This window comes from Longispora urticae (assembly GCF_053902585.1).
Map to the genome: position 1 here is coordinate 230,188 of NZ_JAQZSH010000041.1, position 22,434 is coordinate 252,621.

Below are 22,434 nucleotides of genomic sequence, written 5' to 3' on the forward strand. Positions count from 1 at the left end.
CCCATGACGAACACGCGGAACACCACAGTCCTGATCTCCGGTGCCAGCGTCGGCGGCCCGGCCCTCGCGTACTGGCTCACCCGGCACGGTTTCGCCGTCACGGTCGTCGAGCGCGCCCCGGCGCTGCGGGCCGGTGGCCAGGCCGTCGACGTGCGCGGCCCCGCCCTGGAGGTGGCCGACCGGATGGGCCTGGCCGCCGAGCTGCGCGCGCACAGCACCGGCATGCGGGGCATGACGGTGTACGGCCGCGACGGCGCCGAGATCTACTCCACCACCGGGCACACCTTCACCGGCGGCGACCTGTCCAGCCCCGACGTCGAGATCCTCCGCGACGACCTGGCCCGGCTGCTCGCCGAGGCGGCCGGCCCGGAGGTCGGGTACCTGTTCGACGACTCGATCACGGCCGTCGAGCAGGACGAACACGGGGTGCGGGTCACCTTCGAGAACGCCGCGCCCCGCACGTTCGACCTGCTGGTCGGCGCGGACGGCCTGCACTCCAACGTGCGCCGGCTCGTGTTCGGCCCCGAGGAGGAGTTCATCAGCCACCTGGGCACCTACCTCGCCGTGTTCACCGCGCCCAACTTCCTGGACCTCGACCACTGGCAGGTGTTCTGCCAGGCCGGTGACTTCGGCGGCGGCATGATGAGCGCCCGGGACAACGCAGAGGCCCGGGTGTACATCGGTTTCGCCACCCCCGACCCGGTCGAGTACGACTACCGCGACGTGGCCGCGCAGAAGCGGCTCCTGGCCGAGCGGTACGCCGACGCCGGCTGGGAGTTCCCCCGCGCCCTGTCGTACATGTGGGACGCGCCGGACTTCCATTTCGACTCAATGAGCCAGATCCGGATGGACAGCTGGTCGCGCGGCCGGGTCGTGCTGCTCGGCGACGCCGGGTACTGCGGCTCACCCCTGTCCGGCCAGGGCACCAGCATGGCGATGGTCGGCGCGTACGTCCTCGCGGGCGAACTGAAGGCGGCCGGCGGGGACCACGAGCTGGCTTTCGCGAACTACCAGAAGGAACTGGGCGGGTACGTCGCCGCGAACCAGCAGCTCGCGCTCACCAACAAGGCCCGGGTGGAGGCGCAGACCGCGGCGGCGGCGGGTGGCGGTGAGGCGGCGGCCGGCGGCGGTGGGGCGGCGGAGGTCGACTTCCAGGACTTCGGGGACATCGCCAACGGGCTGGTCCTGAAGGACTACTGACCCCGGCTCACCACGCCCAGCGCACCCCCACCACCCCGGGCTGCACGTCCCGCCCGATCAGGTGCACCGTGTCGAACGCCCCGATCCACAGTTCGCGCACGTCCCGCTCCGGCGCGCCCAGCGACCGCTGCCGGTAGGCGTGGCACTGGGACGGCACGGCCCCGGTGAACTGGACCTGGAGCAGGAGGTCGCGGACCGGGCGGGTCAGCCGGCGGTGGTAGAAGGTCAGCGCCTCCCCGGGGCGTGACGCGAGCTCGTACTCCAGGACCGTGTGGTCGCCGGTGTCGAGCCGGCGGTCGAGGATCAGCTCGGCGACCATCGACCCGGTCACCGGGTCCGTGCGGATCCGGCCGGGCCGGCAGTGCCGGACGTCGGCGAGTTCGGGCAGGGGGCGGCGCAGGTCGTCGGTCTGGTAGTACACCAGGCAGCGGTGCACCCGGTCGACGAGCGCCTCGACGACGAGCCGGGTCCGGACGGAGCGTTCCGCGCCCCGGTTGTCCAGGGTGACCAGGTCGTGGATGGTGTGCACCCGGAGCTGTTCGTGCGGCGGGGCCTGGAGCTGGGCCATGATCGGGCCGTTGGCGGGCCACAGCTGCGCCCGGTCGAAGGTGCCCGGCGGGTGGTGCACCCAGCGGCCCCGGGGCCGGGGCGGGCCGAGCAGGACGATCAGCGCGTCCGGCGGGAGGCCCAGCACCGACTCCAGGGCCCGGATCGCCGCGAGGGACGTGTCGCGTTCGGGGCGGCTGCGGCCCCGGCGCCAGTAGCTGAGCGTGGTCCGGCCGACCGTGACGCCGCGCTCGGCGAGGTGGTGCCGGATCCGCTCCAGGCTGAGCCCGCTGGCGCCGATCGACAGGTCCAGGGCGAGCGCGAAGGGGCCGGAGTGCAGGGCGCGGGCGAGTTCGCGATCCATCGTCGCCATCCCGACCTCCTCTCTCAGGCCCTCATGGTCGCCGATGCCCGGGTCGGCCGTCCACCAGCCGTCCTTAAGCCGCAATTCTGTGAACGGCCCACAGTTCCCGAACCGGCGAGCATTCACACCCACACCCCAAAAGCCCTGCTCAGAGGGGTACGCGTGCGCGCGTCAGCCCCCGCGTGCCGGTGCGCCGCCCCATAACGTGGACGTTTCCGTTGCCCTGTTCACGGCGCCACCGGGGGCCCTACGTTACTGCCCAGGTCGCCGCCCGGCGGCCCTGCCGGAACGAACGGAGCCCCCCTCATGCGACGTTTCACCCCGCACTGGTCCCTGGTGGTCACCGGACTGGCGGCCGCCACCGTGGCCGCCGCCGTCCCGATGGCCCCCGCCGCGGCCGCCCCCACGACCGGTCTCGCCGACCAGGTCCGCGCCACCGTACTGGCCGAACGCGGCCCGACCGTGGCCCGCCAACGCGGACTCGCCCGGATCGCCCCCGAGGCCATCGTCGAGCCGCGCCGGTCCGAGGGCTCCTGGTCCTTCGGCGTGGCGACCATCCCGGGCGCGGCCGACGGCCACGGCGCCCCGGACCCGAGCCTGTACGTGGCCCGCCGCACCGCCGGCCGCTGGCAGGTCGCGATCCTCGGCAGCCCCGAGTTCGTGGCCCTGGCCCGCCAGGCCCCGGCGTCGGTGGTCTCCGCCGACGAGAAGACGCTGTTCGCCGCGAACCACGCCGCGGCGGCCCCGACCACCGGACTCGCCGCGGCCGCCCTGCCCGCCGACACCGGCCTGGCCCTGCCGTTCCGCAAGGGCACCAGCGCCGGCATGGGCGGCGGCCCGCACGCCAACGACGGCTCGGGCTCGCTGTACAGCTCCATCGACTTCGGCGGCACCGGCACCGAGATCCACTCCGCCGGGCCGGGCAGGGTCTACCGGGCCTGCGTCGACGCCGGCTCCACGGCGAAGGCGCTGATTCTGATCGTGCACCCCAACGGCTACGTCACCGGCTACTACCACCTCAACCAGCGCACCGACTTCCCGGCGGACGGCACCCAGATCGGCGTCGAGTACTACCTCGGCACCGCCGGTACCAACACCGCCTGCGGCGGCAGCGCCAACGGCGCGCACGTGCACTTCACCCTGCGCAGCGGCAACAACACCAACCCGTCCTTCGAATCCGTCGTCGGTAGGACGATCGGCGGCTGGACCTTCCACTCCGGCGGTTCCAACTACACCGGCCCGGCCACGCACGCCGACAGGAAGGCCGTCGCCGGCACCGCCAACGACAGCCTCACCAACTACGGCGTCTACGCCGGCAACGGCCCCTACGCCGGCACCGTCAACACCAGCGGCGGCGCCAACGTCCGGTACAACACCAGCACCTCGACCAGCTCCGTCATGTACCTCGCCCCCAACGGGCGCGCGCTCAGTCTCAGCTGCCGGACCACCGGCAGCACCGTCAACAACAGCAACGTCTGGTACCGACTGACCGACGCGGACTACGTCGCAGCCGCCCTCGTCTCGACCACGGCCACCGTCCCGGCCTGCTAGTACCCCCAGATAGGTCCGCTGCGGGATAATCCCGCAGCGGACCTATCTTGCTATCCTCGGGGGCATGAGCGCACCGACAGTCACCGATGTCAGCTTCCTGCTGTCCCACGCGGGCCACGTGCTGTCGACCCAGATGACGGCCGCCTTCGAGGAACTCGGCATCTCCCCGCGCGGCTTCTGCGTGCTGAACCACGCGAGCCAGGCCGAACTCACCCAGAACCAGCTGGCGGAGCTCTCCGACCTCGACAAGACCACGATGGTGGTCACCCTCGACGCCCTGGAGAGCGCGGGGCTCGCGGAACGCCGGCCGTCGGCGACCGACCGCCGGGCCCGGGTCGTGCGGGTCACCGAGGCGGGGCTCGCGGCCGTGGAGCAGGGACGGCGGATCTCGACCGGGGTGCACCGGGCGGTGCTGGACGCGCTGCCCGAGGCCGAGCGGGAGCCGTTCGTGTCCGCGCTGACCCGGCTGGTCGACGGGCATCTGGCGAAGCCGGTGGAGTCCGCGACCCCGGTGCGGCGCGCCCGGCGGCCCCAAAAGTAATCCCGGAATAGATCGTCTACTTCAAAACTATCTGCTACGGTCACTCCTGAGACTTCGTCACCAGGAGGCGACCCCCGATGTCCCAGACCGTCCAGTCCCACCGTGCCCGTTGGCTCGCGCTCCTCGTCCTGTGCGTCGGGCAGCTCATGATCATTCTTGACGCGACCATCGTGAACGTCGCGCTGCCGGCCATCCGGCACGACCTCGGCTTCACCCAGTCCGGCCTCGGCTGGGTCGTCAACGCCTACCTGATCCCCTTCGGCGGCCTGCTGCTCCTCGCCGGCCGGCTCGGCGACCTGATCGGCCGGCGCCGGATGTTCGCCCTCGGCCTGGTCGTGTTCACCCTCGCGTCCCTGCTCTGCGGGCTCGCCGACAGCCAGGGCCTGCTGGTCGCCGCCCGGTTCGTCCAGGGCGTCGGCGGGGCCATGACCTCCGCCGTCATCCTCGGCATGCTCGTCACCATGTTCGACACGCCTGAGGAGACCGCCCGGGCCATCGGCGTCTACAGCTTCGTGGGCGCCGCCGGAGCCTCCCTCGGTGTGCTCGGCGGCGGCGTCCTCACCCAGGCCCTCACCTGGCACTGGATCTTCCTCGTGAACCTCCCGATCGGGATCGCCACCCTGCTGGCCACCCGCCTGGTCGCCCCGGACCGGGGCATCGGGCTCGGCGCGGGCGCCGACATCCTCGGCGCCGTCCTCGGCACCTCGGGCCTGATGCTCGCCATCTACACGATCGTCCGGTCCGCCGAACAGGGCCCGGCCGCGACCGCCGCCCTCGGCGCGCTGTCCGTGGCCCTGCTCGCGGCGTTCGTCCTCCGCCAGGCCCGGGCCGGCAACCCGCTGCTGCCGCTCCGGATCTTCCGGTCCCGCCAGGTCACGGTCGGCAACGCCGTCCAGGCGCTCATGGTCGCGGCCATGTTCGGCTTCCAGATCCCGGTCGCGCTGTACGTGCAGCAGGTCCTCGGCTTCAGCTCCCTGGAGACCGGCGTGTCCTTCCTGCCCGTCACGGCCGCGATCGGGCTCGTCGCCCTCGGGCTCTCCGCCCGGCTGATCACCCGGTTCGGCGCGCGGACCGTGTCCCTCGTCGGCCTGCCGCTGATCGGCGCGGGCTTCGTCCTGCTGGCCCGCCTCCCCGTCGACGGCACGTACGTCGCCGACCTGCTCCCGTCGATGCTCCTCCTCGGACTCGGGGTGGGCCTGGCGCTGCCGGCGGTGGCCACGCTGGCGATGTCCGGCACCCGGCCCGAGGACTCCGGGATCGCGTCCGGGCTGGTGAACACGACGCAGCAGGTGGGTGGCGCCTTCGGGCTCGCCGTGCTGCTGACCCTGGCCACCGCGCGGACCGACGAGCTGCTCGCCGGCGGGGCGGACCCGCGGGCGGCGCTCACCGGCGGGTACCACCTGGCGTTCGGGATCGGGGTGGGGATCGTGGCGGCGGCGACCGTCCTGGCGGCGGTCCTGCTGCGGCCGACGGGGGCGGTCGCGCCGGCCGGGGTCGAGAAGGTCCCGGTGCACGCGGGCTGACCGGCCTGCGGAAGACGTCCCCGCACGGGTGAGCAGGGGAGTTGGCTCCGGCCGACTCCCCTGAGTGCTGGTCAGGTGACAGTCGGTGCCGGCGGTTGCCGTCCGGCGCAGGTACCATCGGACGCTTCCTGACTTGGAGGCGCGCAGTGAAGGTTTGTGTCGTTGGAACGGGATACGTCGGCCTCACGACGGGCGCCAGTCTGGCCTTCCTGGGCCACGAGGTGACGTGCCTCGACCTGGATCACGCGAAGATCGAGATGTTGCGCGGCGGGCGTTCCCCCATCTACGAACCCTTCCTGGAGGACCTGCTGGCCGAGGCCGGCGACCGGCTCCGGTTCACCACCGACTACGCCGAGGGCGTCGGCGGGGCGGACGTCGTGTTCATCGCCGTCCAGACGCCCTCGCTGCCCGACGGGAGCCCCGACCTGCGGTTCCTGCGCAAGGCGGCCGCGAGCGTCGGCCAGAGCGTCGACGGCGCGTTCACGGTCGTGGTCAACAAGTCCACCGTGCCGATCGGCAGCGGCAACTGGGTCGACGCGATCCTGCGGGAGTCCTTCGAGGAGCTGCACGGCCGGCGCGCGGACGGCGAGTTCGCGGTGGCGTCCAACCCGGAGTTCCTCCGCGAGGGCTCGGCGATCCACGACACCCTGTACCCGGACCGGATCGTGATCGGCTCCGACGACCCGCGCAGCCTCGAGGTGCTCAACCGGCTCTACCGGCCCATCCTGGACCAGTCGTTCACGCCGCCGTCCTTCCTGGCCCGGCCGGACGGGGTGGGCGCGGTCGCGCTGGTGGCCACGGACCTCGCGTCGGCGGAGCTGATCAAGTACGCGGCGAACGCCTTCCTCGCGCTGAAGATCAGCTACATCAACGAGATCGGGCGGCTCGCCGGCAAGGTGGGCGCCGACATCATCCAGGTGGCCCGGGGCACCGGCCTCGACGCCCGGATCGGTTCGCGCTTCCTCCAGCCGGGCGTCGGCTGGGGCGGCTCGTGCTTCGGCAAGGACACCGCGGCGCTGATCGCGACGGCCGAGGAGTACCACCACGACATGCCGATCGTCCGGGCCGCCCGCGAGGTCAACGATCGGCAGCGCGAGTCCGTGGTCGACAAGCTCCTCGACGAGCTGCAGATCATCAAGGGCCGCAAGATCGGACTGCTGGGCCTGGCCTTCAAGCCGCAGACCGACGACCTGCGCGACGCCCCGGCCATCCACATCGCCGAGCGGCTGATCGCCCGGGGCGCCCGGGTGAAGCTGCACGACCCGGTGGCCGCCGAGCGGTTCCGGATCGAACAGCCCGAGCTGGCCCCGTTCCTGGCCGACACCGTCGACGAGGTCTTCGACGACAGCGACGCGGTGGTCCTGGTGACCGAGTGGTCGCAGTACCTGGAGCTGGACTGGGCGAAGTTCGTCGGCCTGATGCGGACCCCGGTGCTGCTCGACGGCCGGCACGCCCTCGACCCGGCCCGGCTCACCCAGCTCGGTTACCGCTACCTGTCGATGGCGGGCCGGTCGACGCCGACGGCCTCCTAGACACGGCCCCCGGCCGGGGCGCCGTCGGTCTCTGGTCGGCGCCCCGGCCGGACCGCGGCCCCCTGGCATCGCCCCGGCCGGCGCGTCGACCGTTCCCCGCCGATGGCGCGCCCGCCGGCCGGCGCGCGGGACCCCGTACCCCGATGGGGGTCTTTCAGGTGAGGTGGCGGCGGGAGGCGATGTCGAGGACGGTCAGGTCGTCCAGGGTGGTGATCGCGCAGGACGGGACGCCCTCCCAGAGCAGCTCGTCGGGCACGTCCGCGCTGAGGGTGCGCAGCAGGTCCACGGTCACGCCGCCGTGGGTGGCCACCGCCACCGGGCCCGGCGCGCCGGCCAGCTCCAGCAGGAACGCGCGGAACCGCTCGCCGGCCGCGTGCGAGGAGTCGCCGCTGACCGGCGTGAACTCCCGGTCGCGGACGCTGCGTTCCCAGTCGGCGAGGAACTCCGCGATCGGCTGGGCGCCGTCCCAGTTCATCCGTTCGCGGACCCGGCGGTCGACCGTGGTCGTCAGGCCGCACGCGTCAGCCACCGCCCCGGCGGTCTGGCGGGCCCGGAGCAGGTCGCTGCTGTAGACGGCGGTGAGGCCGGCGCCGCGCAGGTGCGCGCCGGTCAGGGCGGCGTGCCGGTGGCCCAGGTCGGTGAGGCCGGGGTCGCCGGGGGTGCGGGCCTTCTCGCCGTGCTGGACCAGGTGGAACACAGTCATGCGGCCAGCCTGCCGGGTGTGGGCGGCGCGGGCGACCCAATTTCGGCGCACGCCCGGGTCAGCGGGCCACCCGGAAGCCGATGTTGCCCGTAGAGCTGTCCGGGGTGTTGGCCGACCGCGCCGCGACCCGGTACCGGTTGCAGTAGGACCGGTGGCACAGGTGCGAACCGCCCCGCATCACCCGCGCCGTGCCCGCCGCCGGCCCCACCGGATCGGCACGCGGCCCGGTGACGTGGAAGTCGGCGCTGAACCAGTCGGCACACCACTCCCACACGTTCCCGGAGACCTGGAACAGACCGAAACCATTCGGCGGGTACGAGCGGGCCGGCGCCGTTCCCCGGTACGGCCCCAGGTGCAGCACCGGGAACACGCCCCGCCAGATGTTGCACCGGTCGTGGTCCAGCTCGTCGCCCCACGGGTAGCGGCGCTGCTCCAGGCCGCCGCGCGCCGCGTACTCCCATTCGGCCTCCGTGGGCAGCCGGGTGCCGGACCAGGCGCAGTAGGCCATCGCGTCGTGCCAGGAGACGTGGGTGACGGGGTGGTCTTCATCCACTGTGGAGTCCAGCCCGCCCGGGGTGCGCCACGTCGCGCCGCCGACACCGTGCCACCAGGGCGCGCCCGGCAGGGGAGTGCCCCGGCGTGCCCGGGGGGAGCCGTCGAAGACGTAGGAGTACCCGAAGCGCTCGGCGTCCGTCACGTGCCCGGTGTCGGCCACGAACCCGGCGAACTCCGCGACCGTGACCGTCGTCGCCGCGATCGCGAACGGCCCGACCGTGACGGCGCGCACCGGGCCCTCGCCGTCGTCCGGGGCCCCTTCGGCGTCGTCGGTGCCCATCAGGAACCGCCCACCCGGCAACGAGACCAGCTCCACCTCCGCCAGTGGTCCGGACACCGTCCCGATGACGGCCGCGCTGGCGGAGTCGCCGTCGGCGTTGGGCCCTGGACGCGGGGTGGACTCCCGCCGCGTGACGGGCGACGCGAGGAGCGACGGGCCGCGACCGCCTTGCGCACTGGCGGGAGCGGGTTCCCCGGCGCCCCCGTCGACGGCCGCCGGGGCGCAACAGGGCGGTGGGGCCGCCCACCCGGTGCCGGGGCCGGGTGGGCGGAGACCATGGATCACGGCGCGGACGCCCCGGAGCTCTGCCGGTCGGCGGCGAGCTGGGCGGCCAGGGCCGGGATGCCCAGCGCCTGCTCCTGGGCGGGCGTCGCCTGGTACAGCAGGTTCGTGAGCTGGTGCGGGTCGGCGGTCAGGTCGTAGTACTCGCGGAACAGCAGGTTGCCGGTGCCGACCGGGTTGCCGGCGCCGTCGGTGTGCAGGGCCCGGTACTCGGTGTACTGCGTCGTCGCCGTCACGTGCGAGGACCACGTGTGCGGCCCGCCGGCCCCGGTTCCCGACTTCCACCACTCGGTGAGGATCCGGTCCCGGGCCGGCCCGGACAGCAGCGACCTGCCGTCGAGCGGTGCGGGCGGCGTGATCCCGGCCGCGTCGAGGATCGTGGGCGCGATGTCGATGTTCGCGACCAGCCGCTGCGAGGTGGCCCCGGAGTTGAGGCCGCCGGCCGGCCAGGACACGTAGAACGGCACCTTGATCGAGGGGCTGTACGGCACCGACTTCTTGGTCCAGCCGTGGTCGGCCCAGCCGTACCCGTTGTCGCCGATGTAGAAGACGAGGGTGTTGTCGAGCTGGCCGAGCGCGGCGAGCTTGTCGCGCAGCGCCTGCACGGCGTCGTCCACCGAGAGCAGGGTGCGCAGCTGGGCGGTGCGGATGGCCTGGCCGTCGGCGAGCGTACCCGTCGCGTCCTTGATGTACTGCGGTTTGTCCGCCCGGTTGCCCTCCGGCACCGACGGCCGGCCGTTCCACGCGGGCACGGCCGTGTTCGCGTACTTCGGCTCCGGGGTGTTCGGGCCGTGCGGGGCCTTCGGGGCGACGTACAGGAACCAGGGCCGCTGGTCGGTGGTGCTCCGCTGGAGGAACTGCAACGCCTGGTCCTTGAGGACCGTCGTCGAGTACCCGGCGATGGTCCGCACGGTGCCGTTGACGTTGTACTGCCCGTCGTTGTAGGCCACCGGGTCCAGCAGCGCGAACTCGTCGAAGTGCGGCGGGTTGTCGGCGACGTTCCACGCGTTGAGGTACTTGCCGTACAGCCCGGTGCGGTAGCCGGCCTGCTTCAGGTACCGCTGCACCGTCGCCTGCTGGTCCAGCTTGTGCGGGTGCCCGTTGTCGAGCACCCCGTGGTTGTGCGCGTACCGCCCCGAGAAGATCGAGGACCGCGACGGCGCGCAGAGCGGGGTCGCCGCGTACCCGTTGGCGTAGATCACGCCCTCGCCCGCGATCCAGTCGAGGGTCTTCGGGGTGGCCCAGGCGGTGTGCAGGGGCTGGTCGTCGGTGACGATGACCAGGATGTTGGGCCGGGCGGCGACGGTTCCGGGCTCGGCGGCCCGGGCGTCGTCGGGGTGGGCGAATGCGGTCAGGCCGGCGGCGGTGACCGCGGCGGTTCCGGCGAGGAAGTCGCGTCGTCTGATAGCGGGCATGGTGGAGTGGCTCCTCATCGTGGGCAGACGGAGGTAGCGGGAGGGCCGTGCGGGGGTGCGGGCGGAAGGCCGTGCGGGGTGCGGAACCGGCGCCCTAACAGAGGGCGCTGGCCTGCCGTCGCAGATCGACGTGCAGGCGGGCCACGAGCGGCTCCACCAATTCCATACTGGAATGGTAGGGATTGCGGGTCGGCGGAGTCAACACGTTCCGTGTCAGGGTGGTGTCAGCCCGCGCCGGCCATTCTGCCGTCAGCAGATCGACTCGCGGGTCGCCGGATCCGCCGGCTACGTTCGCGGCCATGCGCACAGTGATCACCACGGCCGGCCGGACCCTCGCCGTCGAGGAGTGGGGTGTCCCCGGCGGCACCCCGGTGTTCTCCCTGCACGGCAGCCCGATGAGCCGCCTGGCCCGCTACCCCGACGACGCGCTGTTCGCCGAACTCGGCATCCGCCTGGTCACCTACGACCGCCCCGGCTTCGGCGCCTCCACCCCGCACCCCACCCGACGGGTACGCGACGCGGCCGCCGACGTCGCCGCCATCGCCGACGCGCTCGACCTCGACCGGTTCGCCGTCTTCGGCGTCTCCGGCGGCGCGCCGCACGCCCTCGCCTGCGCGGCCCTCCTGCCCGACCGGGTCACCCGGATCGGCACCCTGGCCAGCCTCGCGCCCCGCGACGCGACCGGGCTGGACTGGACGGCGGGCATGACCGACGGCAACCAGGTCAGCGCCGGCGCGGCCCTGCGCGGGCGCGCGGCGGTGGAGACCCACCTGACGGCCGTCGGCTCGGCGGCGCTGCCCCCGCTCCCGGAGATCGAACGCGCGGTCCTCGCCCGGCCGGAGATCGGCGGCATGGTCGGGCCGGCGTTCGCGGAGGCCGTGCGGCCCGGGCTGGGCGGCTGGGTGGACGACGTGGTCGCGCTGTTCGGGGAGCCGTGGGGCTTCGACCCGGGCACGATCACCCGTCGGGTACGGATGTGGCACGGCGCGCTGGACATGTTGGTGCCGGCGGCGCACGGGCGGTGGCTCGCCGGGCGGATCCCGGGGGCCGAGTTGACGGTGGAGGAGGGTGCCGGGCACGCGGGGCACTTCGACGCCACGCCGGGGTTGCTGCGCTGGCTGGTGGCCGCCTAGGCGATGGTTGTCCGGGGGACTGGCCTGCGGACGTCTGACCGGGTGGGGAACCGGCCGGGCGCGGGTCGTTGACGGGGCGGGGCGTCCGGCCCGGCGCGGTCGCCGCCCCGTCCTTCACGGGTCGCGCCGCACCGGTGCCCTGCCGGGCGTGTAGCCGAGCGTGCGCCGGAACACGTCAATGAACGCGCTCGGCGTCGCCCACCCGCAGCGGTGCGCGACCTGGGTGACGGAGCCGCCCTCGGCGAGCAGGACGAGCGCCCGGTGCAGCCGGACCTGGGTGCGCCACTGCGGGAACGTCATGCCCAGGTCGACGCCGAACAGTCGGCTGAGCGTGCGCGCACTGGAGCCGACCTGGTGACCCAGTTCGGCGAGCGTCCGGTCGTCGGCAGGGTCGGCGAGCAGCAGCGCGCACAGTTCGACGAGCCGGGGGTCGCGCGCGGCGGGCAGGTGGATCGGCTGGTGGGGCGCGTGCCGGACCTGGTCGAGGAGGACCCGGTAGAGCCGTTCGCGCTGCGGGCCCCCGTACCCGTCGGAGGTGAACGCGACGATCAGCTCGCGGAACAGGGGGCCGACGGCGAGCACCGCCGGGCCGGTCAGCTCCGGCGGCCCGTCCGCGAGGGCGATGCCGACGGTGTTGAGGTCGGTGCGGCCGTACGCGCGGTGTTCGTGCGTGGTGCCCGCCGGGATCCACAGGGCGCGGTCGGTCGGCGCGACCCACGTACCGGCCGGGGTGACGATCGAGAGCACGCCCCGGCTGGCGTAGACGATCTGGTGCTCGTCGTGGTGGTGCGGGTCGATCGACGCGCCGGCCGGTAGCGCGCGGCGGACGGTACCGATCGGAGAGTGGCGTGAAGTCGACATCATCTGGCAGTTTATCGGAAGCCCGCTGACCCGGCCCGGCCCAGGATCGACGGGTGGGGATGATCCGATCGTGGCGGGTGCCGGTGCTGGTGGCCGGGCACGCCGTCAATGACCTGTATCAGGGCGCGGTGCCGGCGCTCGTGCCGTTCTGGATCACCCAGCGGCACTACGGGTACGTCGCGGCGGCCGGCGTCGCGCTGGCCGCCGCCGTGCTGTCCTCGCTGGCGCAGCCCGTGTTCGGCTGGCTGACCGACCGCCGCCCGCTGCCCGCGCTCGTGCCCGCCGGCATGACCCTCGCGGGCCTGGGCATCGCGTGCTCCGGCCTGGGGGAGTCCTACGCCTGGACCTGGACCGCCGTGGCGCTGTCCGGGCTCGGCGTCGCGGCCTACCACCCCGAGTCGGCGCGGCTCGCACGCCTGGCGACCCGGGGCAGCCACGTCGGCATGAGCTGGTTCTCGCTGGGCGGCACGGTCGGCTTCGCCCTCGCCCCGCTCGCGGTCACCCCGGTCGTGGCCGGCGCCGGGCTCCCGGGGACGGTGTGGCTGGGGATCCCGGCGGTGCTCTGCGCGCTCGTCACGGTCGCCTGCCTGCGCGGAGTCGGCGCCGCGCCCGCCGGGGGCCCGACCCGGGGGCCCGGCGGAACCGGGGACTGGGGATCCTTCCTGCGGCTGTCGGCCCTGGTGGTCTGCCGGTCGGTCGTGGTGTTCGGCCTGAGCACGTTCCTGGCGGTGCACGTCCAGCAGCGCGTGCACGGCGGCCCGGCGGCGGGGGCCGTGGCCCTGGTGGTGCTGTTCGGCGCCGGAGCTCTCGGCACCCTCCTCGGTGGACGCCTGGCCGACCGGTACGGCCGGGTGCGCGTGGTCCGGCCGGCCTACGCCGCCACCGTCGTGGCGCTCGCCGGCGTCGCGTGCACCCCGGGGCCGGCGGTGTACCTGTTCGTCGCCGCGGTCGGCGTCTGCGCGTACGTGCCGTTCTCGCTGCACGTCACCCTCGGGCAGGACTACCTGCCGCACCGGGTCGGCACGGCGAGCGGGCTCACCCTCGGGCTCGCCGTCAGCGTCGGCGGCCTCACCGCGCCCGTCCTCGGCGCGATGGCGCAGGCATGGTCGCTGCCCACGGCCCTCGCCACCCTGACGATCCTTCCGGCGCTGGCCTGGGCGCTGTCCCGCCGGCTGCCGGAGCCCCGACCGATGGCGTTCGCCACGACGAGCAGGGAGCTACAGCGATGAGACTGGTCATTGTCGGCGGCGGCTTCGCCGGGGTGTGGGCGGCAGCGGCGGCGGCCCGGGTCCGCCACCTGGCGGCGGACGACCTGGAGATCGCCGTCGTCAGCCCCGGGCCGGACCTGGTGCTGCGCCCGCGGCTGTACCAGGCGAACCCGGCCGCGATGCGGGTGCCGTTGGCGCACGTCCTCGGCCCGATCGGCGTCGACCACCAGCGGGCGGCCGTGACCGGGATCGACGTCGCGGCCGGACAGGTCCACGCCGGCGCCACGACGTACGCCTTCGACCGCCTCGTCCTGGCCAGCGGCAGCCACCTCGTCACCCCCGACGTGCCGGGCGCCGGGTACCTGCACGACATCGACACCATCGGCGCGGCGGCCGCCCTCGACACGCACCTGCACGGCCTGGCCGGACTCCGCAGGACCACGGCGGTCGTCGTCGGGGCGGGCTTCACCGGCCTGGAACTCGCGACCGAACTGGTCCACCGGCTCAGAGCCATCGGACCGGACCCGAGGGTGGTCCTCGTCGAACGCGCCCTCGTCCTCGCCCCGGACCTCGGCCCCGGCCCGCGCCCGGTGGCCCTCGACGCCCTCGCCCGCCTCGGCGTCGAACTCCGGCTGGGCGTCACCGTGCGGCAGGTCGGCCGGTCGCATGTGGACCTGTCCGACGGCACGACCCTGCCCGCCGACACCGTCGTGTGGACCGCCGGTCAGCGGGCCAGCGCGCTCACCGCCCAGTTCGACGCGCCCCGCGACCACCTCGGCCGCCTGCACGTCGACCCGTACCTGCGGATCGAGGGCACCCCGACGGTCTACGCGGCCGGCGACACCGCCGCCGCACCGGCAGGGGACGCGCACCTGGTCACCCAGAGCTGCCAGCACGCCATCCAGACCGGCAAACGGGCCGGGGCCAACGCCGCCGCGGACCTGCTCGGGCTGCCGCTCGCCCCGTTCCGGGCCAACCCGTACGTGACGTGCCTGGACCTCGGCGCGGCCGGCGCGGTGTACACCACGGGTTGGGAGCGGTCGGTGCTGCACGTCGGGCAGGAGGCGAAGGACCGCAAGAACAGGATCAACGAGGAGTACATCTACCCGCCGCTCAACGACGCGGGGGAGTTGCTCCGGCGCGCCGACCCGGCGACGGTTCCCGCGTCGACGGTCGCCTGAGTCGGGGTCTCCGCGTCGGCGGTGACCTGGGTGGCGTCTCCGCGTCGGCGGTGACCTGCGACGGCGCCCCCGCTGGCCGTGGGGCGGGCGCTCGGCCCCGGGCCTCAGACCGCCACCGGATCCGCCCGCCGGTCGTAGTCCGCCCGGGCGTCGGCGATCTCCGACTGGTGGTCCTCGGTCCATCTCACCAGCGACTGGATCGTCTCGTGCAGGGTGCCGCCCAGCGGGGTCAGCTCGTAGTCGACCCGGGGCGGCACCACCGGGTACACCGTGCGCCGGACCAGCCCGTCGCGCTCCAACTGCCGGAGCGTGACCGTGAGCATCCGCTGGCTGATCCCGTCGATCTCCCGCTTGAGCTCGGTGAACCGCAGGGTGCGCCGGGCGAGCAACGCGATGGCGAGCAGCGACCACTTGTCGGCGACCCGGTCGAGGATCTGCCGCACCTCGCAGCCCTCCCGGCCGTCCCACTGCCGCGCGGAGTAGTCGTCGTCGGTTCCCTCGCAGTAACTCTGTACCGCCGAAGTGCCTTCTTCCATAGCTCCCGATCCTGGCGCACGATCGTCATGGTTACAAGAGGGAACCGACCCTCCCACACGTAACCGTGAGGAGCCGTTCCATGCCATCACCCCGACCCGACCGGATGAGCCCGCGCGCCTGGAGCGTCCTGCTCGTCCTGTGCGGCGCCATCTTCCTCGAGGGCATCGACGTGGCCATGCTCAACGTCGCGCTGCCCTCGATCCGGGCCGACCTGCACCTGTCCACCGGCTCCCTCCAGTGGGTGATCAGCGCCTACGTCCTCGGCTACGGCGGCTTCATGCTGCTCGGCGGCCGGGCGGCCGACCTGTTCGGCCGGCGCCGGATGTTCCTGCTCTGGCTCGTGGTGTTCCTGGACTTCTCCGGACTCGGCGGCCTGGCCACCGAGAGCTGGATGCTCGTACTGGCCCGGTTCGCCACCGGCGTGGCCGCCGCGTTCATGGCCCCCGCCGGCCTGTCCATCATCACGACGACCGTCCCGGAGGGCCCGCCCCGCAACCGCGCCCTGCTCGTCTACGCCGGCACGGCCGCCGGCGGCTTCTCCCTCGGCCTCGTCATCGGCGGGCTCCTGACCGCGTTCGGCTGGCGCTGGGTGTTCTTCGCCCCGGTCCTGTTCTCGGCCGTCCTGCTGCTCGCGGCCCTCGCCGTCCTCCCCAGGTCACCCCGCCCCACCCGCGACGGCCGGGGCGTCGACCTCGCCGGGGCGGTCAGCGTGACGGCGGCGCTCATGCTGTCCGTCCTCGCCGTCGAACGCGCCGGCCACACCCCCGCACCGGTGACCGCCGGCACGGTCGCCGCCGCCCTGGCCGCGTTCGCCGCCTTCGTGGTCATCGAGAGGCGCTCGGCCGCGCCCCTGGTCCGGTTCGGCATCCTGCGCAACGCCGCCCTGGTCCGCGCCAACCTCGCCGGGCTGCTGTTCATCGCCGGCTTCGCGGGCTTCCAGTTCATCGTGGTGCTCTACCTGCGCGAACTCCGCGGCTGGTCCACCCTCGCCACCAGCCTCGCCCTGCTGGCCGTCGGCGTGGACGCGATCCTCGCCCCCACCCTGACGCCCCGCCTCGTGCACCGGTTCGGCAACTCCCGGGTCGTGTTCGCCGGCCTCGTCCTCGCGGCGCTCGGCTACGCGCTGTTCGTGCCCCTCGGCGCCGACTGGGCGTACCTGGCGATGTTCCCCACCATGCTGCTGCTCGGCCTGGCGTTCTCCCTGGTGTACGGCCCGCTCACCATCGCCGGCGCCGACGGGGTCACCGAGGAGGAACAGGGCCTCGCCGGCGGGCTGCTCTACACGTCGCTCCAGTTCGGCACGGCCCTCGGCCTGGCGGCGGTCACGGCCGTGAACGTGGCGGCCACGGTGGACGGCTCCCCGGGGGCACTACTCGACGGATACCGGACGGCGCTGGTCGTCCCCTTGGCGGCCGCCGTGCTGGCAGCCCTGGTGATCGGAACCGGACTACGGCGACGGGCGGCGGCCCCGGCCCCGGAACTGGTCGCGCGCTGACCGTCCTGTGCGGGGGCCGGTCCGTGCCGACAACGGGCGGGCCCCCAGCCGGGCGGGTGGCGTGCGTTGCTTCGTTCAAGCCTGGTCGCGCGATGGCAGGTGACGCCTGCATCCGTGCCGTGGACGGCTCCGGGACCGGCTGGACCCGCTCGCCTACCTGTCCAAGAGGTCGAGGATCTCGTGAGCTACAGCCGGGCTCCCCGCCGCGACGAACGTCCGCCGGCCGTCCATCGCGCGGGCGATGTCCGCCAACGAGTCCAGCCCGTGGTCGAGGGACAGCGGATTGCCGTCGAGGTCGAGGACCACCCCACCTGCGGCGTGCAGGATGTGGTGACCCGGGGCGAGGTCCCAGATGGCGAAGCCCTTGGCGAACTCCACCGTGGCGTCGGTGAACCCGGCGGCGACGTGACACAGACTCACCGACCCGAAGTCCACCCCGATCCGGCCGGCCCGCTTTCCGTCCTCGCCGGGCTGACCGAGCTCTTCCAGGACGCGGACCTGGTGGGCGAGGGGCGCGAAGCGCTCGGTGGGGCGCATCAGGTAGTTGGTGACCAGTGCCTCCCGTAGCCGCCGGGGCTGGCCCTGGTGGAGGGGGTGTCTGTCGCCGTCGGAGGTGACCACGAAGGCGTCGTCGTGGGCGGCGACGTACACCTGGAAGTGGTGGAAGATGTCGCCCACCACCGACACGACCGGCCGCCTCGCCGCGCGGGAGTAGACCATGACGTGCGTGTACCCGTGCAGCCCCCGCACGGCCAGTTCGCTGGTATCCAACGGATCAACCAGCACGCACAGATCCGGGTCCGGGTCCGGGCCGATGACCTGGGGCTCAGCCTCCTCGGAGGCGTACACGAAGGAGGGCAGCACCTCGCTCAGCAGCTCCCGGTAGCGGTCGTGCATCCACAGGTCGTGCACCGACAGGAAGTTGTCGGCGTGCCGGAGGTTGTCGCTCTCGCCCCGCTCGCCGGTCAGCGCCGCCCGGACCAGCTTCGGCCGCACCTCGGCCATCACGAGCCGGACCAGGTCGACGGTGCTGTCCGCGAGGGCGGGGATGTCGTCAGCCATGGGAGGTCACCTTCACGTCGCTACCGGAGTTCGAGCGGGGGTTCGATGCCGGGCGGGCTCATCGTCGCCGCGATGAACACGGCCGAGAAGTCGGCGGCCCTCATGATGCGCGCGCCTGTCAGGTCGTCGAAACTGTCGACATCCAGGTCGCTGCCCTTGGTCATCGCTCCGAACACGGCGAAGTACAGCGCGGCGTCCGGGTAGCGCTCACGGATCTCGCGGGCGATGAAGCCGACCACGTCAGCGTGCTTGACCTCGAAGTCGCAGATCAGGATGGTGGGCGCCTCGCCCGCTGCCGGGTAGAACGAGGCCGCGTCGAGAGCGATGTCGTCGCGCACCTTGTTGCACCTCAGGTATCCGATGGCACAACGGCTGAACTGCGCCGAGGCCAGGAAGGTGGCCATGACCAGGCCAGCCTCGTTGATCCCGAAGCAGACGTCGACCTCCAGGCGCCTTCCCAGATTCCTGATCTGGCGCGCGAGCCGCTCGATGCCGAAACCGAAGGTCTCCCAGGAGAGATCCAGTAGCTGGCCGGGCTCCGGATTGGGCAGGGTGAACACCCGGATCGAGGGATTTCCGTTGTCCACTGTCGGGACGGCGAGCGTGAAGTCGGAGCCGATCGTGGTTCCGTGTCTGGCAGACGAGGCCGCAACATCCGGCGCGGCCGTCCGCTGGGTGGGAGGCCGGTGGGCCGCGAACCTCTTGAGCGACAGCTGGTCCTCCGGAGGTAGCCGCTCGTAGGCTTCAGCCACCAGGTCACCGGGGGAGATTTCCTCGTCGGCCACGCTGAGTGGACCACGCCCGTAGGCGGTGGCGAGGATCAGCAGGCTGGAGAACGGCGGAGGTGAACCAGAGCCCCTGCCCCGGGCCCAGGTCTCCCACGCGTTGATCGTCGTACCGCCCAGACTCGTCTGGTGGTCGGCTACCTGGTTGTAGCGGGCGGCTGCCTGATCCTGCGAGAGGCCTGCGGCGTACCGGTACGCCTGGAGGCTCGGGATGTCCCGGTGCCGGTTCATCAGCTCGGCGGCCGCGCGCTGCACCGATCCCAGCTCCTGCCACAACTGCTGGCCCTGACGTGCGAGTTCCCGTCCCCGGGTCTGCGGGCTGGTGCGTTGCGGCACCGGTGTCTCCAATGAACCCTCCTGGACCGAGGAATCGCCGCGTAGCTTCCAGATTACCCATTTGGATGGGCAATGCCGCTCCGGCGCGACGGGCACGCAGGTAGGGAATGCCCACAGATCCGACCGGGTGCCCTCCGCGTGACAGGTGCGTTGCGCGTTCCGGAATTGCGACGGTTGTGGACACGGCCGGGCGGCTGGCCGCGTCAACGGGCGACGGACTCTGGAGGTAGGCGATGGGCAATGCGGTGATCGCGGACGACGCGCGTGGGACTGTCGACGGTGCGGTTCCCACGTCACCGATCAAGGCGGTGATCCGCCTTCTGGCTGAGCTCGTGCTGGACGTCCACCGACCGGGCGCTGACGGATTGTGTGTCGGATGCACCGTGACATCGGGCCGAGGACAGCCCGCGCCATGCGGACCCGCGCGTCTCGCCGAGGATGTGTCGGAGGTGGTCAACGGTGGGTGAGTATCGCTCAGCGAACCGGTCGACGGAACCGGCCACGCCCGAGCTGCGCGGACAGGAGGTCGCGCCCGGCGTGCAGCCGATGCGACGGTTCCTGCTGCGCCGTTGGCAGGATCCCAGCGGAGTATCCGGCCTCGGGACGGTGGCCGACGGTGTCGCGTGGTCGGACGACACTGTGGTGCTGCGGTGGCTGGGGACGACGACCGGAGTGCGGCAGATCTGCGTCTTCATGTCGCTGGACGACCTGATGCGCGTGCACGGACACGGCGGCCGCTCCGAAGTGTTGTGGCTGGATCCGTGGCAGGTCGACGGTGCGGCGGGACCGGTGCGGATCGGGGGATACGTGGACTGAGAAGGCGACGGGCTGCCTGCCTTCAGGCCAGGGTTGCGAACACCTGTGCCACCAACCCCCGCAGCCACCGGTGCGCCCCGTCCGCGTCGTACCTCGGGTGCCATGCCTGGGAGATCTCCAACGCGGGCAGCTCCAGGGGCAGCGGGAACGTCACCAGGCCCAGCGCCGCGACGGCCGGCCGGCACAACCGCCCCGCGATCGACCCGACCAGATCGGTGCCGGGCAGCAGCATGAGCGAGGTGGCGTAGGTCGGGGCGGCGGCGAGTACCCGTCGGGTCAGGCCCAGTTCGGCGAGGGCCGTGTCGATCGGCCCGGACAGCCGGCCGCGGCGCGACGTGACCAGGTGCAGGCCGGCCGCGAACCGGGCCGGGGTCATCCGACCGGACGCGAGCGGGTGACCGGCGCGCACCACGCCCATGATCCGGTCGGCGAGCAGGAACTCCCGGCGGATCTCCGGCCCGGGCTCGCCGATCACGCCGATCTCCAGGTCGACCCGGCCCTCGCGCAGGTCGGCGGTGTCGGCCGGGGCCTCGGCGCGCATCCGGAGCGTCACGTGCGGGGCGGCCGCGTACGCCGCGGCGAGCAGCGGGCCGCCGATCGACGCCACCACCGCGTCGTTGGCCTGCACGGTGAACGTGCGGTCCAGGGTGGACAGGTCGGGTTCGCCCTCGGGGGCCAGCACTGCCTGGGCGCGTCGGACCAGGGCGCGGACCTCGGCACGGAGCGCCACCGCGCGGGGTGTGGGCACCATGGTCCGGCCGGCGCGGACCAGCACGGGGTCGCCGAGCGCGCGTCGGATCCGGCCCAGGGTGCGGCTCATGGCCGGCGCGGACAGGTGCAGGCGCGCGGCGGCCCCGCCGACGCTCTCCTCCTCCAGGAGCGCGTCCAGGGCGATCAAGAGATTCAGGTCTAAATGCATCTGGGTAAACCTTCGCTTAACTAACATGCATTTGCCGTCATGTCACCCCGAGCCTAGCGTTCGGAACATGACCCCACCCAGGACACCCGGGACTCACCCCGCGACGACAGCAGCTCCCGGCCCAGAGAGGGCGCCGGCGGCCCGCGCCAACGCGACACCTGCGCCCGGCCTCGGGGCGGCGCCCGCGACCCAGGCCGAGGCGACACCCCCGACGACACCCGTGCCCGGCCCCGGCGCCCCACCGGCGACCCGCCCCGGCGCGGCACCCGGAACCGTGCTGACCGTCATGTCGGCCTGCGTGGCCCTGACCGTGGCCCTCGTCGCCGCCGTCAACCTCGCGATCCCGGCGCTGCGGTCCAGCACCCTGCACCCCGGCCCCACCCACCTCCTCTGGATCGTCGACGCCTACGTCCTCGTCTTCGCCTGCCTGCTGATCCCGGCGGGCGCGGCCGGCGACCGGTACGGCCGCAAGGGCGCGCTGCTGGTCGGCCTGGCGGTCCTCGGCGCGGGCGGACTGGTGTCGGCCGTCGCGCCCGGCGTCGCGGTCCTGCTGGTGGGCAGGGTGCTCACCGGGATCGGAGCCGCGCTCGTGATGCCGGCGACCCTGTCGCTGGCCGTGGCCGCGTACCCGCCGACCGGGCGGGGCCGGGTGATCGCCACCTGGACGGCCGCCACCGGGGTGGGGGGCATGCTCGGCAACGTGTTCGGGGGCCTGATCGTGCAGTGGTCCTCGTGGCGCGGCCTGTTCGGGACCGTGGTGCCCCTGGCGGCCATTCTGCTGGTACTGGTCGCCCGCACCGCCCCGCGCGTCCCCCGGCACGCGGCGCCGCTCGACCCGGTCGGCTCGGGGCTGCTCACGGCCGCGATGGTCGCGCTGCTGTACGGCATCATCGAGGGACCGGTCGCCGGCTGGTCCGCGCCGGAGGTGCTGGGCGCGTTCGGGCTGGCCGCCGTGGTGTTCGCCGGGTTCGTCGGGCACCAGCTCCGGGCCGCGCATCCGCTGCTGGATCCCCGGGTGTTCGCCGCGCCCCGGCTGCGGTCCGGCACCCTGGGCGTGGGGCTGGGCTTCTTCGCGCTGTTCGCGATGTTCTACGTCAACGCGCAGTACCTGCAGACGAGTCTCGGGTTCTCCGCCGGGCTCACCGGGTTGGCGATCCTGCCGATGCCGGCCGCCATGTTCGTGGTGTCCCGGCGCAGTGTGCGGCTGGCCGCGCGGTTCGGGGCGCGCCGGGTGGTCGGGGTCGGGCTCGGGGCGCTGGTCGTGGGGCTGGGGGCGTTGTCGACGGCGGACGCGGGGACCCCGTACCCCGTGTATCTGGTGTTCCTGCTCGTGATGGCCGTCGGGATGGGGCTGGCGACGCCGGCGCTGTCCGGGGGGATCATCGGGGCGTTGCCGCCGGGGCGGGCCGGCATGGGGTCGGGGCTCAACGGGGCGGCGCGCGAGCTCGGCAGCGCGCTGGGGGTGGCCACGATCGGGACGGTGCTCAACGCGCCGGGCGCGGACTTCACGCACGCGACGGCGACCGGGTACCGGATCGTGGCGGTGGTGCTGGCCCTGGGCGCGGTCCCGGTCCTGCTCTGGTTCGGCAGGACCGGGACCTGACCCGAA

At 73.2% G+C, this 22,434-nt stretch carries 21 protein-coding genes; 11 read left to right on the top strand and 10 right to left on the bottom strand.

Annotation, left to right across the window (positions count from 1 at the left end; all coding sequences use genetic code 11):
* The first annotated feature begins 3 nt into the window (after positions 1-3).
* Positions 4-1,200, top strand: coding sequence for an FAD-dependent monooxygenase (locus tag PT931_RS28770; RefSeq protein WP_456248839.1), 1,197 nt, complete (start codon positions 4-6; stop codon positions 1,198-1,200).
* A gap of 7 nt (positions 1,201-1,207) precedes the next feature.
* On the opposite strand, the gene PT931_RS28775 is transcribed toward PT931_RS28770, so the two are convergent.
* Entirely contained in the window at positions 1,208-2,119 is a 912-nt protein-coding gene (locus PT931_RS28775) for a hypothetical protein (protein WP_456248840.1), read from the bottom strand.
* A gap of 297 nt (positions 2,120-2,416) precedes the next feature.
* Between PT931_RS28775 and PT931_RS28780 the strand changes: the two genes are divergently transcribed.
* The 4 genes from PT931_RS28780 (at position 2,417) to PT931_RS28795 (ending at position 7,257) form a co-directional block, all read left to right on the top strand.
* Positions 2,417-3,661, top strand: a complete 1,245-nt coding sequence (locus PT931_RS28780) for a M23 family metallopeptidase (protein ID WP_456248841.1) — start codon at positions 2,417-2,419, stop codon at positions 3,659-3,661.
* A 64-nt stretch (positions 3,662-3,725) separates the two neighbouring features.
* On the top strand, positions 3,726-4,202 hold the full coding sequence (locus PT931_RS28785) for a MarR family winged helix-turn-helix transcriptional regulator (protein WP_456248842.1): 477 nt from the start codon (positions 3,726-3,728) through the stop codon (positions 4,200-4,202).
* 77 nt (positions 4,203-4,279) lie between these two features.
* Positions 4,280-5,725 (top strand): DHA2 family efflux MFS transporter permease subunit, encoded by a 1,446-nt coding sequence (locus tag PT931_RS28790; protein ID WP_456248843.1) that lies wholly within the window; start codon positions 4,280-4,282, stop codon positions 5,723-5,725.
* 146 nt (positions 5,726-5,871) lie between these two features.
* Positions 5,872-7,257, top strand: coding sequence for a UDP-glucose dehydrogenase family protein (locus tag PT931_RS28795; protein WP_456248844.1), 1,386 nt, complete (start codon positions 5,872-5,874; stop codon positions 7,255-7,257).
* 154 nt (positions 7,258-7,411) lie between these two features.
* On the opposite strand, the gene PT931_RS28800 is transcribed toward PT931_RS28795, so the two are convergent.
* The 4 genes from PT931_RS28800 to PT931_RS28815 all read right to left on the bottom strand — a co-directional run bounded on the left by PT931_RS28800 (position 7,412) and on the right by PT931_RS28815 (position 10,793).
* Entirely contained in the window at positions 7,412-7,960 is a 549-nt protein-coding gene (locus PT931_RS28800; protein ID WP_456248845.1) for a histidine phosphatase family protein, read from the bottom strand.
* 58 nt (positions 7,961-8,018) lie between these two features.
* Positions 8,019-8,852 carry a formylglycine-generating enzyme family protein gene (locus PT931_RS28805; protein ID WP_456248846.1) on the bottom strand — a complete coding sequence of 278 codons (834 nt, stop codon included), beginning with the start codon at positions 8,850-8,852 and terminating at the stop codon, positions 8,019-8,021.
* A gap of 224 nt (positions 8,853-9,076) precedes the next feature.
* Entirely contained in the window at positions 9,077-10,492 is a 1,416-nt protein-coding gene (locus PT931_RS28810) for a sulfatase family protein (RefSeq protein WP_456248847.1), read from the bottom strand.
* 94 nt (positions 10,493-10,586) lie between these two features.
* On the bottom strand, positions 10,587-10,793 hold the full coding sequence (locus tag PT931_RS28815; RefSeq protein ID WP_456248999.1) for a putative leader peptide: 207 nt from the start codon (positions 10,791-10,793) through the stop codon (positions 10,587-10,589).
* Here PT931_RS28815 and PT931_RS28820 point away from each other — a divergent pair.
* Positions 10,792-11,625, top strand: a complete 834-nt coding sequence (locus PT931_RS28820) for an alpha/beta fold hydrolase (protein ID WP_456248848.1) — start codon at positions 10,792-10,794, stop codon at positions 11,623-11,625. The two genes, PT931_RS28815 and PT931_RS28820, sit on opposite strands and share 2 nt — an antisense overlap.
* Positions 11,626-11,739: 114 nt before the next feature.
* Here PT931_RS28820 and PT931_RS28825 read toward each other — a convergent pair whose 3' ends face one another.
* The gene (locus PT931_RS28825) at positions 11,740-12,486 is read right to left on the bottom strand and encodes an AraC family transcriptional regulator (protein WP_456248849.1); all 747 of its coding nucleotides are present in this window, start codon (positions 12,484-12,486) and stop codon (positions 11,740-11,742) included.
* Positions 12,487-12,545: 59 nt separating this feature from the next.
* On the opposite strand from PT931_RS28825, the gene PT931_RS28830 reads away from it, so the two are divergent.
* On the top strand, positions 12,546-13,715 hold the full coding sequence (locus tag PT931_RS28830) for an MFS transporter (RefSeq protein ID WP_456249000.1): 1,170 nt from the start codon (positions 12,546-12,548) through the stop codon (positions 13,713-13,715).
* Positions 13,712-14,875, top strand: coding sequence for an NAD(P)/FAD-dependent oxidoreductase (locus PT931_RS28835; protein ID WP_456248850.1), 1,164 nt, complete (start codon positions 13,712-13,714; stop codon positions 14,873-14,875). The genes PT931_RS28830 and PT931_RS28835 overlap by 4 nt, the downstream gene beginning before the upstream one ends.
* A gap of 104 nt (positions 14,876-14,979) precedes the next feature.
* On the opposite strand, the gene PT931_RS28840 is transcribed toward PT931_RS28835, so the two are convergent.
* Positions 14,980-15,411, bottom strand: a complete 432-nt coding sequence (locus PT931_RS28840) for a winged helix-turn-helix transcriptional regulator (protein WP_363723471.1) — start codon at positions 15,409-15,411, stop codon at positions 14,980-14,982.
* Positions 15,412-15,491: 80 nt separating this feature from the next.
* On the opposite strand from PT931_RS28840, the gene PT931_RS28845 reads away from it, so the two are divergent.
* Positions 15,492-16,907 (top strand): MFS transporter, encoded by a 1,416-nt coding sequence (locus PT931_RS28845; protein ID WP_456248851.1) that lies wholly within the window; start codon positions 15,492-15,494, stop codon positions 16,905-16,907.
* Positions 16,908-17,060: 153 nt separating this feature from the next.
* Here the strand turns inward: PT931_RS28845 and PT931_RS28850 are convergent, their stop codons facing one another.
* A complete protein-coding gene (locus PT931_RS28850; RefSeq protein ID WP_456248852.1) occupies positions 17,061-17,969 on the bottom strand; it encodes an inositol monophosphatase family protein in 909 nt (302 codons plus the stop codon).
* Between the two features lie 20 nt (positions 17,970-17,989).
* A complete protein-coding gene (locus PT931_RS28855) occupies positions 17,990-19,186 on the bottom strand; it encodes a hypothetical protein (RefSeq protein ID WP_456248853.1) in 1,197 nt (398 codons plus the stop codon).
* A 363-nt stretch (positions 19,187-19,549) separates the two neighbouring features.
* On the opposite strand from PT931_RS28855, the gene PT931_RS28860 reads away from it, so the two are divergent.
* Entirely contained in the window at positions 19,550-19,906 is a 357-nt protein-coding gene (locus PT931_RS28860; protein ID WP_456248854.1) for a hypothetical protein, read from the top strand.
* A 22-nt stretch (positions 19,907-19,928) separates the two neighbouring features.
* Here PT931_RS28860 and PT931_RS28865 read toward each other — a convergent pair whose 3' ends face one another.
* Positions 19,929-20,825, bottom strand: coding sequence for a LysR family transcriptional regulator (locus PT931_RS28865; protein ID WP_456248855.1), 897 nt, complete (start codon positions 20,823-20,825; stop codon positions 19,929-19,931).
* A gap of 286 nt (positions 20,826-21,111) precedes the next feature.
* On the opposite strand from PT931_RS28865, the gene PT931_RS28870 reads away from it, so the two are divergent.
* The gene (locus PT931_RS28870) at positions 21,112-22,428 is read left to right on the top strand and encodes an MFS transporter (protein WP_456248856.1); all 1,317 of its coding nucleotides are present in this window, start codon (positions 21,112-21,114) and stop codon (positions 22,426-22,428) included.
* The last annotated feature ends 6 nt before the right edge of the window (positions 22,429-22,434 follow it).

What these genes read in the sequence shown, in the direction of transcription:
- PT931_RS28845 (WP_456248851.1), top strand. Translation starts at nt 15,492, where the DNA reads ATGCCATCACCCCGACCCGACCGGATGAGCCCGCGCGCCTGGAGCGTC.
- PT931_RS28810 (WP_456248847.1), bottom strand. Translation starts at nt 10,492, where the DNA reads ATGCCCGCTATCAGACGACGCGACTTCCTCGCCGGAACCGCCGCGGTC.
- PT931_RS28820 (WP_456248848.1), top strand. Translation starts at nt 10,792, where the DNA reads ATGCGCACAGTGATCACCACGGCCGGCCGGACCCTCGCCGTCGAGGAG.
- PT931_RS28840 (WP_363723471.1), bottom strand. Translation starts at nt 15,411, where the DNA reads ATGGAAGAAGGCACTTCGGCGGTACAGAGTTACTGCGAGGGAACCGAC.
- PT931_RS28825 (WP_456248849.1), bottom strand. Translation starts at nt 12,486, where the DNA reads ATGTCGACTTCACGCCACTCTCCGATCGGTACCGTCCGCCGCGCGCTA.
- PT931_RS28830 (WP_456249000.1), top strand. Translation starts at nt 12,546, where the DNA reads ATGATCCGATCGTGGCGGGTGCCGGTGCTGGTGGCCGGGCACGCCGTC.
- PT931_RS28780 (WP_456248841.1), top strand. Translation starts at nt 2,417, where the DNA reads ATGCGACGTTTCACCCCGCACTGGTCCCTGGTGGTCACCGGACTGGCG.
- PT931_RS28835 (WP_456248850.1), top strand. Translation starts at nt 13,712, where the DNA reads ATGAGACTGGTCATTGTCGGCGGCGGCTTCGCCGGGGTGTGGGCGGCA.
- PT931_RS28870 (WP_456248856.1), top strand. Translation starts at nt 21,112, where the DNA reads ATGTCGGCCTGCGTGGCCCTGACCGTGGCCCTCGTCGCCGCCGTCAAC.
- PT931_RS28775 (WP_456248840.1), bottom strand. Translation starts at nt 2,119, where the DNA reads ATGGCGACGATGGATCGCGAACTCGCCCGCGCCCTGCACTCCGGCCCC.
- PT931_RS28785 (WP_456248842.1), top strand. Translation starts at nt 3,726, where the DNA reads ATGAGCGCACCGACAGTCACCGATGTCAGCTTCCTGCTGTCCCACGCG.
- PT931_RS28800 (WP_456248845.1), bottom strand. Translation starts at nt 7,960, where the DNA reads ATGACTGTGTTCCACCTGGTCCAGCACGGCGAGAAGGCCCGCACCCCC.
- PT931_RS28865 (WP_456248855.1), bottom strand. Translation starts at nt 20,825, where the DNA reads ATGCATTTAGACCTGAATCTCTTGATCGCCCTGGACGCGCTCCTGGAG.
- PT931_RS28850 (WP_456248852.1), bottom strand. Translation starts at nt 17,969, where the DNA reads ATGGCTGACGACATCCCCGCCCTCGCGGACAGCACCGTCGACCTGGTC.
- PT931_RS28770 (WP_456248839.1), top strand. Translation starts at nt 4, where the DNA reads ATGACGAACACGCGGAACACCACAGTCCTGATCTCCGGTGCCAGCGTC.
- PT931_RS28790 (WP_456248843.1), top strand. Translation starts at nt 4,280, where the DNA reads ATGTCCCAGACCGTCCAGTCCCACCGTGCCCGTTGGCTCGCGCTCCTC.
- PT931_RS28815 (WP_456248999.1), bottom strand. Translation starts at nt 10,793, where the DNA reads ATGGCCGCGAACGTAGCCGGCGGATCCGGCGACCCGCGAGTCGATCTG.